The 2,779-nt window shown below is 62.5% G+C and carries 1 protein-coding gene and 1 pseudogene; one reads left to right on the forward strand and one right to left on the reverse strand.

What is annotated here, in order from left to right; genetic code table 11:
* Positions 1 to 2,043, forward strand: a pseudogene (locus FJ222_12570) (RNA-binding transcriptional accessory protein).
* Positions 2,044 to 2,128: 85 nt separating this feature from the next.
* Here FJ222_12570 and FJ222_12575 read toward each other — a convergent pair.
* On the reverse strand, positions 2,129 to 2,779 hold a 651-nt coding region (locus FJ222_12575; protein MBM4165255.1), incomplete at its 5' end, for a hypothetical protein.

The following is a 2,779-nucleotide window of genomic DNA, read 5'->3' on the forward strand; positions in this document are numbered from 1 at the left end:
TAGGGCAAGCTCACCGACGATCTGCGCGACAAGATCGTCGGCTGCGTCGCGAAAACCGTCCTGGAAGATCTGTATCTTCCCTTCAAGCCGAAGCGCCGGACCCGCGCCATGATCGCCCGTGAGCGAGGACTCGCCCCGCTCGCCGACCGCATTATGGCTCAGGCCGCTGCGGGCGATCCGGATACGGAAGCCCTCGCTTTCATCAACGCCGAAAAGGGCGTTGACTCGGTTGCCGCCGCCTGGGCTGGCGCGCGCGACATCGCCGCTGAAACCGTCGCCGAGAATGCCGACGTCCGCGGTTTTGTTCGCCGCGCGTTCGCCGAACGGGGAGACGTCGTCTCCGAGGTTGCCGATCCCAAGCCCGAGCAGCCCACGAAGTTCGAGCAGTACTACGACTTCCGCGAGCCGGTCGCCACCATTCCTTCGCACCGCTTCCTGGCCATCCGTCGGGGGCAGACCGAGAACGTCTTGCGGGTCAAGCTGGCCGTCGACGCCGAACCGCTTGTCCGCCGCATCGAGGACCTCTGCGCGCTCAACCCCGCCTCGCCGTTCGCTCCCCATCTGAAACTCGCCATTGACGACAGCTACAAGCGGCTGATCGCTCCCAGCGTCGAGATCGACGTCCTCGTCGATCTCAAACTGAAGGCCGACCGCGACGCTATCGCCATCTTCGGTGAGAATCTTCGCAACCTGCTGCTCCAGCCGCCGCTGGGTGACAAGAAGGTGATTGGCGTCGACCCCGGCTATCGCACGGGCTGCAAGTGCGCCGCCATTGATGCCACCGGAAAATTTATTGAGACCGTCACCCTCTATCCGTCGCAGGGCGACCGGGCCGCGATTGAGGCCCAGGTCGAGGTGTGCAAGTTGGTGGCCAAGCATCATCCCGCCGCCTTTGCCGTCGGCAACGGAACCGCCGGCCGTGAAACAGAGGCATTCGTCCGCCAGACCCTGAAGAAGGCGGGCCACCCGGAGATCGTCGTGGTTTCGGTCAATGAATCTGGCGCCTCGGTCTATTCCGCATCGGAGATTGCGCGCGACGAATTTCCTGACCTCGATCTGACCATCCGCGGCGCCATCTCCATTGGCCGCCGCCTGCAGGACCCGCTCGCCGAACTGGTGAAGATTGATCCCAAATCGATCGGCGTCGGTCAGTACCAGCACGACGTCCACCAGCCGCTGCTGGCGGACAAGTTGGACGAAATCGTCGTCTCGTGCGTGAACCATGTGGGTGTGGAGGTAAACACCGCTTCGGCGCCGTTGCTCGCCCGCGTGTCGGGGATCGGCCCGACACTGGCCAAGCGGCTGGTCGCGCATCGCGACACGCACGGTCCGTTCACGAGCCGCAAGGCGCTCTCCAAAGTGGCCGGTTTGGGTCCCAAGACCTTCGAACAGGCCGCAGGCTTTCTCCGCATCCATGGCGCGGCGAACCCGCTCGATGCTTCGGCGGTTCATCCAGAGCGTTACGCGCTGGTCGCTCAGATGGCCGCCGACAGCGGCGTTGCGCTCCAGGATCTGGTCGGCAATAGCGCGGCGATTGACGCGATTCCGCTCAAAAAATACCTATCCGACTCGGTCGGCGAGCCCACCCTGCGCGACATTATCGCTGAGTTGAAGAAACCGGGACGCGACCCGCGCGCGACGTTTGAACCGCCCAAATTTCTCGACACCGTAACCGAGATTGAGCATGTCAAACCGGGCATGGCTCTCGAAGGCGTGGTCACCAACGTCACCGCTTTCGGCGCGTTCGTGGACATCGGTGTCCATCAGGACGGACTCGTTCACCTCTCCCAGCTTTCCGACCGCTTCATTCGCGACCCCTCTGAGGTGGTCAAGGCGGGGGATCGGATACAGGTCAAAGTGCTCGACGTCGACATTGCACGCAAGCGCATCTCCCTCACCGCGCGCACCCGCACCGCCCCCGCCGCATCCGGTCCGAAGCCAACGGCCCCCAGTCCCAACCGGCCTGGTGCCCCTCGGCCCGCCGCATCCGGCCGACCCCCGCCGAACACCGGCTTTGCAGCCAACCCGTTTGCGAATCTGTAAGTTGTGCAAGAGCCACAGAGTCAGGCCAGATCGTCGGTTTTGCCTGCCAAGACAGCACCTGCCGGGTGATCCAATCTCTCGGGGATCAGTTGCGGGGGATCGTGTTTTTTGAATGTGTGTCGGCCAGATAGGCCAAGATCAACGCCTGCTGGGGTTGCTCGCGCAGCCATAGTTTCACTTCCTGCGCTTTTGCGTAGCTCCCCTCAAGGTGCCGTGCATACGTCTGTTCGATGGACTCCTGCACGCGCGATTGCCGGACGGCTTTCTGCCAATGAGTCGAGACGATATCGTGGAGGTTGTCGTGCAAATGCTTGGCTTTGATCGCGTCCCATTCGCCACGATCAAACCACACGCCACCACACGCGCCACAGTAGTCGATGGAGAACGACAGGCCATGACCCACGCGATAGGGGAGCAGCAAATGGCCGCATTGCGGGCAAATTTTAGCCTTGGGAGTCTCGGAGATCGTGATTGGAGTGGGCGTGTTAGTTTCTGGCAAGTCGGCGGCTTGCAGGGCTCGCCAGGCCACGTATTTGGCGCGATCAATCCAGACCCCGGCACACACGCTGCACGTGTGACCAGCTAAGCCAGGCATCAGGTCAACAATCGCCAGCGTGGGTTTCTGACACAGTGGGCATTGCATCGTTCGATCCGCCTTTCTGTTCGGGTGAACGTCCCCGCTGGCCGCCCGTTGTTTCCTGTATTTCAGATCGAGCGTCCGGTCAATATCCCGGTT

This window comes from Lentisphaerota bacterium, assembly GCA_016873675.1.
GTDB lineage: Bacteria > Verrucomicrobiota > Kiritimatiellia > RFP12 > JAAYNR01 > VGWG01.